Source organism: Vibrio sp. (assembly GCF_047973365.1).
In the GTDB taxonomy this organism is placed as follows: domain Bacteria; phylum Pseudomonadota; class Gammaproteobacteria; order Enterobacterales; family Vibrionaceae; genus Vibrio.
The window spans coordinates 1-7,486 of record NZ_JBKEBW010000038.1; the positions used below are offsets into that span (position 1 = coordinate 1).

The window sequence follows — 7,486 nt, forward strand, 5'->3', positions numbered from 1 at the left end:
AGATATCCCACCCTCAATCACAGTATTGGTCTGACTAAGTATTGGGCTTTGCGCTATTTTGGACGCTTACCCACCAGTACCGCCGAAACAGATTACGGTTAGTTGTGTACATCTAACTTCCTATGGCTTCCTTCAGACCCCACCGTTAGCCCGTGACGCCCTTGCCATTCGGATTGTCTTCCCCTTAGTCAGGGTGACTCCACTTTCTTTCAAGTGGACGGGTTTGCCAGCTTTGCTGGGCAAACAAAAATGACCCAAGATTGGGTCATTTTAAGTAAATACTATTTTTCAATAAAGCGGTTGTTGTTAAACACCAACGATAGGGGTTTATTTACGCTTACGGTTCACAGGTTCGACAAAAGAGAGTTGCATATCCCATGGCTGTTCAATCCAAGTATCTTGTTCGATATCGACAATGTACTCGTCGACTAACGCTTTACCTGCTGGTTTTGCACATACAGTAACCAACTTAGCTTTTGGATACATTTCACGAATTTTACGTGCTGTATCACCGCTATCAACCAAATCATCAACAATTAGGAAACCTTCTCCGTCATGCTCTGGTGCTTTTAGTACTTTCATATCACGCTGGTGATCGTGGTCGTAACTAGAGATACATACTGTATCTACGTAGCGAATCCCCAATTCACGAGCAAGAATAGCTGCTGGTACTAAACCACCGCGGCTAACACCCAGGATACCTTTCCATTGTTCTGCAGGCATTTGACGTTCAGCAAGTTCACGACAATAGTTCTGCATATTGTCCCAAGTGATAACGAATTTTTTGCTCATTCTAGTAAACCTAATTCTAGTAAACTTAATTGTAATAAACCGAATTTAATACATGTGCTGCCTTGTAAGCTTCACCATGCCATTAATATCTTAAGCGAAAATCAACTTAGCCAAGAAGATAGCGGTCATAAACCACACACTTACGGAGATCTCACGACCTTTACCGCTCAATACTTTAATTGATGTATAAGAGATGAAGCCTAATACAATACCTTCAGCGATGGAGTAAGTTAGAGGCATAAGCAAGCAAGTTACCACTACTGGAGCCGCTTCTGATAAATCACGCCAGTCAACGCTGACAAGACCTGACATCATCAAAATAGCAACATAGAAAAGAGCACCTGCTGTTGCGTAAGCTGGAATCATCCCTGCTAATGGCGAGAAGAATAATGCAAGAAGGAACAAAATGCCAACGACAACTGCGGTTAAACCTGTACGTCCACCAACAGCAACACCGGCAGTACTCTCCACGAAAGAGGTGGTATTTGAAGTACCAAGCAAGGCACCAATAGAGGTTGCCGTTGAGTCGGCAAGTAGTGCTTTGTTCAGGCGAGGAATCTTACCGTCTTTACCGATTAAGTTAGCTTTAGTTGCAACGCCAACTAGCGTGCCAGCCGTATCAAAGAGGTCAACAAACAAGAATGCGAAAACAACCGAAACCATACCGATGTTGAAAACACCAGCAAAATCAAGTTGTAGGAACGTAGGAGCAATGCTTGGTGGCGTTGACATAATGCCGTGCCATTGAACGTCACCAAAAATAATACCTAGACCAGTAGTAAGCAGAATAGCAATCAGTACTGCACCTTTAATACCACGATTAACCAAACCGATGGTCAAAAAGAAACTTACTGCAGCAAGTACAGGCGAAAGGCTAGTAAAATCACCGACTGATACCAGTGTTGCTGGGTTATCTACCACGATTTTTGCGTTTTGTAGTGCAATAAATGCTAAGAACAGACCGATACCCGCAGAGATACCTGTTCTTAGAGACATGGGAATTGAGTTAATGATCCATTCACGGATCTTAAACAGGCTCAACATAATGAAAAGTACACCAGAGCAGAATACGGCTGCTAGCGCCACTTGCCATGTATACCCCATACCAAGAACAACAGAATAAGTGAAGAATGCGTTTAAGCCCATACCTGGCGCTTGGGCGATTGGATAGTTAGCAACAAAACCCATAATGAAACAGCCAATAGCCGCAGCTAAACAGGTCGCCACAAATACTGAGCCTTGATCCATGCCAGTTGCAGATAAAATGGCAGGGTTCACAAAAATAATGTAAGCCATTGTCAGGAATGTAGTTACACCTGCGATGATCTCAGTACGCACAGTTGTGCTGTTTTCACTGAGTTTAAAGAGCCTTTCCAGCATGATCGAATCCTAATAAAGGTAAAGTAAACGGTTGCGTAAACGATTGGGCGCAAATTATAAAGACATCAGTTCACAAATTCCAGACCGAATTTATTTTGATTTTAAAAGTACCAACCATCAATTATGCATGGTCCTTCATAAAAATTGGCATTTTTCACTAACAAAACGAATATTTGTTAAAATTATGTAAAACACAAATCAAGGGCAAAAAAAACGCCATCTGAAAACAGATGGCGGTGAATCATACTGACCACTTTAACAAATAGCGGTCAAAAACACATTCCAATATAGGGGTGAACATTACTGTTCAAATCACATGCATTTGGTCTCACTCACCAAAAGCGTGTGGGGTGTAGCGTTGCAGAGAGACATAACATCTTTCTATAACGTTACGAGGGTAAACTTGCTTCGAAACTCTTGTTTCTAAACTCTCGTTTGCGAATTGATCATTAATATACCACAAAGAAAAAATATTACAATTTAATGGTGAGTAAAATCACAAAATGTTTATAAATCCGACAAAATAATCAGAACAATTGGTAATAAAATTACAGAAATGACGTTTTATTTTAGATCCACATTGCAAAAATAGTGCAACTTATTGAGTAATTAGAATTTAACTTACGAGTCACTTCGTAATTTCACCTCCTATCCCCAAATTACTTGGCATTGTAGGTAGCAAGGGGACATCTATCGCAAATTACCCATCCATACCACTACTCGATTCAACGACTCAATGGTATGCTGTCAGCCAAATACAGCCCCGCCAGACAGGTTATTTCTCTAAATTTACAACCTCTCGCCACTATTTAATCGGGGTATAGATAAATAAAGGAGTCATCTATGTCTGAGTTCCATTCTGAAATTAGCAACCTATCTCCAGCTCCCGTTTGGCAGTTTTTCGATAAAATCTGTTCAATCCCTCACCCTTCAAAGCATGAAGAAGCACTAGCTCAAGCCATTATTGGTTGGGTAACAGAACTTGGCTTAGACGTGCGCCGTGATGCGACAGGCAACGTATTTATTAAGAAGCCAGCGACTCCGGGAATGGAGAATAAGAAAGGTGTGGTACTGCAAGCTCATATTGATATGGTTCCACAGAAGAACGAAGATACCGATCACGACTTCACTAAAGATCCTATCCAACCTTATATTGACGGCGAATGGGTTACTGCCAAAGGTACAACACTTGGTGCTGATAATGGTATGGGGATGGCCACTTGCTTAGCCGTATTAGCGTCTACTGAGATTAAACATGGTCCACTGGAAGTGCTACTGACTATTGATGAAGAAGCCGGTATGACTGGCGCATTTGGTCTTGAAGCCGGCTGGTTAGAAGGTGAAATTCTTCTTAATACCGATTCAGAGCAAGAAGGTGAAGTCTACATGGGTTGTGCGGGTGGTGTCGATGCTTCAATCAAGTTCGACATCAAACGCGAAGCCATTCCGTCAAACTTTGTCACTCGTCAACTTGTTCTAAAAGGTCTCAAAGGTGGCCACTCAGGTTGTGATATCCATACCGGTCGTGGCAACGCAAATAAATTGCTTGCACGTTTCTTAGCGGGACACACAAACGAGTTGGATCTGCGCTTAGTGGAGTTCCGTGGTGGTAGTTTACGCAATGCCATTCCGCGCGAAGCATTTGTTACCGTGGCACTTCCTGCCGAAAATGAAGCTAAGCTGACCGAGCTTTATAATTTCTATACTGATTTAATCAAATCAGAGCTCGGAAAAGTAGAAACGAACATCGTCACGTTCAATGAATCCCAAGAAGTCTCTTCAAACATGTTCGCACTTGCTGATCAGAAACGTTTCATTGCCGCACTGAATGCTTGTCCAAACGGTGTTATCCGTATGAGCGATGAGATTGAAGGCGTGGTAGAAACATCATTAAACGTGGGTGTGATTAAAACGGAAGAGAACCAAATCACGGTACTGTGCCTGATTCGCTCACTGATCGATTCTGGCCGTAGCCAAGTAGAAGGCATGTTAGCTTCTGTAGCTGAACTTGCAGGTGCGTCTATTCAGTTTTCTGGAGCTTATCCAGGCTGGAAACCAGATGCTGACTCTGAAATCATGCATATCTTCCGTGATATGTACCAAGGTATCTATGGCAATAAGCCAAACATCATGGTGATTCACGCCGGCTTGGAATGTGGTCTGTTTAAGAAACCTTATCCAAATATGGACATGGTTTCGTTTGGTCCTACCATCAAATTCCCACACTCTCCTGATGAAAAAGTGAAGATTGATACTGTCGAACTATTCTGGGAACAAATGGTTGCGCTATTGGAAAATATCCCAGCTAAATCTTAAGTTTTTCGACAAAAAAGCCTGATACTAAGCCGAAGCTAATCGCTTCGGCTTATTTCATTTTGAACAAATATTTTTTGTCGATACGACCATTTTTTTTCATTAGCGAGAGAATAAACACTGCTGTTAGAGTGCGCGTCCTTGAAGTTCCCAGAGAAGTTCTCCACACTCTATTCAAGGCATTACGTCGTCACGACGCATATGTGGGCTGTACTCCATTTCAGCCTTAAATAAATTCCAAACAAAACACTAAGATACTGCGATGAAAGAAAAAATGACGGTCGGATGGCGAGAAAGACTTAGCCTTCCCGGGTTAGGTATTGAGAAAATTAAAGCGAAAATCGATACCGGCGCCCGCACATCTTGCTTACACGCATTTAAGTTAGAAAGCTTTACTAAAGAAGGGAAACTTTGGGTACGTTTCTGGATCCACCCGAATCAACACGACGTGGATACAGAAGTCGTTTGTGAGACTGAAGTAATAGCAGAGAGAACAGTACGAGACTCAGGTGGTCATGAAGAGTCTCGCTACGTTATTAAGTCCGATATCTGTTTAGGCGGACAAACGTGGCCGGTGGAAATAACATTAACAAATAGAGAAAATATGGCATTCCGCATGCTTTTAGGTCGCACCGCGATGCATCATAGGATCATTGTTGATCCAACCGCATCGTTTTTAATTCCTTTTGAGGCACCCAAGTTATGAAAATTGGTATTCTGTCACGCAACTCTTCGCTATATTCAACCAAGCGATTAATCGAAGCTTGTAAGCAGCGTGGACACGAAGTAAAAGTGATTGATGCTTTACGTTGTTACATGAATATCAATTCAGACAAACCTGAAATCCATTTCAAGGGTGAAGAACTGGCTGGATTTGATGCGGTTATCCCGCGAATTGGCGCGTCAGTTACCTTTTATGGCACAGCGGTATTACGTCAATTTGAAATGATGGGTGTTTATCCAGCTAACGAATCTGTCGCTATCAGCCGCTCAAGAGATAAGCTGCGCTCAATGCAGTTGCTTTCTCGTAAAGGGATTGGTATGCCAATTACTGGTTTTGCCAGTAAGCCTGACGATGTTAAAGACCTGCTAGACATGGTTGGCGGTGCGCCAGTTGTGATTAAACTGCTGGAAGGTACTCAGGGTATCGGTGTTGTTCTTGCCGAAACTCGTAAGGCAGCAGAGAGTGTGATCGAAGCGTTTATGGGCCTGAAAGCAAACATCATGGTTCAGGAATACATTAAAGAAGCCGGCGGTGCGGATATTCGCTGTTTCGTCATTGGTGATAAAGTTATCGCCGCAATGAAACGACAAGGGGCCGAGGGCGAGTTCCGTTCTAACCTTCACCGTGGTGGTTCAGCATCACTGGTTAAGATCACACCGCAAGAACGAAGAACCGCTATTGAAGCTGCTAAAATCATGGGGCTTAATGTTGCTGGTGTGGATTTACTTCGCTCAGCGAGAGGACCGTTGGTTATGGAAGTCAACTCCTCACCTGGCTTAGAAGGCATTGAAGCTGCGACCGGCAAAGATATCGCCGGTATGATTGTCGAATTTCTAGAGAAAAATGCGGCAAGTAAAAGGACTAGAACACGTGGTAAAGGCTAGAAAATATAAGAACGTAGCATACGAATTTCTGGGGGAGAAAATTCCCCCAGCAACCAAACAAGTCATAGAACTGGAAGGGGCGAAGCTATACACCCACTCGCCACTTTCCATCCCGATTGAAATCATTCATGGCGCGTCCCCAGGTCCAGTCCTTATGGTTAACGCAGCCATTCACGGTGATGAACTCAACGGTGTTGAGATCGTAAGACAACTGATCAATTCCATCGATCCGCAAAAGCTTAAAGGCACTCTGATTACCGTGCCTATTGTTAACGTATTCGGCTTCATTCATAAATCACGCTACCTGCCAGACAGACGCGATCTCAACCGCTGCTTCCCTGGCAGTGACACTGGCTCACTGGCCTCACGAATGGCACACATCTTCTTCTCTCAAGTTGCTTTGAAGTGTGATTACATTATCGATCTACACACTGGTGCGATTCATCGAACAAACTTGCCACAAATTCGCGCCGATCTCAGCAATCCAGAAACGCTGCGTATCGCTCAATCCTTTGCGACCCCTGTAATTCTCGATTCACCATTAAGAATGGGCTCGCTGCGCAGTGAAGCGGAGAAATCGGGTATTACTGTATTAACCTATGAAGCAGGCGAAGCGCTTCGCTTCGAACCTATCGCAATCAGTGCCGGTGTGGTTGGCGTGAAACGTGTAATGCAGGCAATTGGCATGCTACGTTCAAGCCGTAAGAAATTGCCAAACTCAGTGATCGCTAAATCAACCAGTTGGTTGCGTGCTGAAGCTGATGGTATTTTACGTACCGTAGTTTCACTCGGTGATCGTGTTGAAAAAGGGCAAGTCTTGGCTTATATCAACTCACCACTAGGTAACATTGAAGTTGAAGTCAAAGCGAATAAAGGCGGTATCGTTATCGGTCAACAAACACTACCACTCGTGAATGAAGGGGATGCCGTTTTCCACCTTGCTTACTTTACTCAAAATGACGATATGGTTGAACAACTAGTTGGTGACTTTATCGAAGAGGTGATTGAAGTGGATTTAGAGCCACTCACCACTGGTCAAATCATGCCACCGTCACCATCTGAATAAATAGAACATTCAGACTCTGTTCTTCATGCATAAAAAACCTTGGTATCACTACCAAGGTTTTTTATGCTAATTGGATTATACCATATATGGACCCTCTCTTATTGCAAGAGACAATCATGATAATTTCTGATACTCAATTGCTCCCATATATTCGGCTTTGGGTATCAGATTACCCGCCTTGATGGATATCCGAACCTAGCTTTCATATCATTCGTCGCGGCTTCAATGAGCCCTTGGTATAACCTGATTGGAACTAGGTGGTTATGAGCCTTCAATCATCATATTGTTTCTTTGGCAATTTGTTGAAAAGGTACCTCTGGTTATTCA

6 protein-coding genes are annotated in these 7,486 nt (G+C 43.2%); 4 read left to right on the forward strand and 2 right to left on the reverse strand.

The window, feature by feature from the left end; genetic code table 11:
- Window positions 1-327 precede the first annotated feature (327 nt).
- The gene (gene gpt / locus ACK5MF_RS06045; RefSeq protein WP_416920344.1) at window positions 328-792 is read right to left on the reverse strand and encodes a xanthine phosphoribosyltransferase; all 465 of its coding nucleotides are present in this window, start codon (window positions 790-792) and stop codon (window positions 328-330) included.
- 90 nt (window positions 793-882) lie between these two features.
- Window positions 883-2,172, reverse strand: a complete 1,290-nt coding sequence (locus ACK5MF_RS06050; protein ID WP_416920346.1) for an NCS2 family permease — start codon at window positions 2,170-2,172, stop codon at window positions 883-885.
- Between the two features lie 843 nt (window positions 2,173-3,015).
- Between ACK5MF_RS06050 and ACK5MF_RS06055 the strand changes: the two genes are divergently transcribed.
- The 4 genes from ACK5MF_RS06055 to ACK5MF_RS06070 all read left to right on the forward strand — a co-directional run bounded on the left by ACK5MF_RS06055 (window position 3,016) and on the right by ACK5MF_RS06070 (window position 7,159).
- Window positions 3,016-4,488: an aminoacyl-histidine dipeptidase gene (locus ACK5MF_RS06055; protein ID WP_416920348.1), complete on the forward strand. Its 1,473-nt coding sequence runs from the start codon at window positions 3,016-3,018 to the stop codon at window positions 4,486-4,488.
- 259 nt (window positions 4,489-4,747) lie between these two features.
- On the forward strand, window positions 4,748-5,191 hold the full coding sequence (locus ACK5MF_RS06060; RefSeq protein WP_416920350.1) for an ATP-dependent zinc protease: 444 nt from the start codon (window positions 4,748-4,750) through the stop codon (window positions 5,189-5,191).
- Entirely contained in the window at window positions 5,188-6,093 is a 906-nt protein-coding gene (gene rimK, locus ACK5MF_RS06065) for a 30S ribosomal protein S6--L-glutamate ligase (RefSeq protein ID WP_416920352.1), read from the forward strand. Before ACK5MF_RS06060 ends, rimK begins: the two co-directional genes overlap by 4 nt.
- Window positions 6,053-7,159 (forward strand): succinylglutamate desuccinylase/aspartoacylase family protein, encoded by a 1,107-nt coding sequence (locus ACK5MF_RS06070; protein WP_416920354.1) that lies wholly within the window; start codon window positions 6,053-6,055, stop codon window positions 7,157-7,159. The genes rimK and ACK5MF_RS06070 overlap by 41 nt, the downstream gene beginning before the upstream one ends.
- Window positions 7,160-7,486 lie beyond the last annotated feature (327 nt).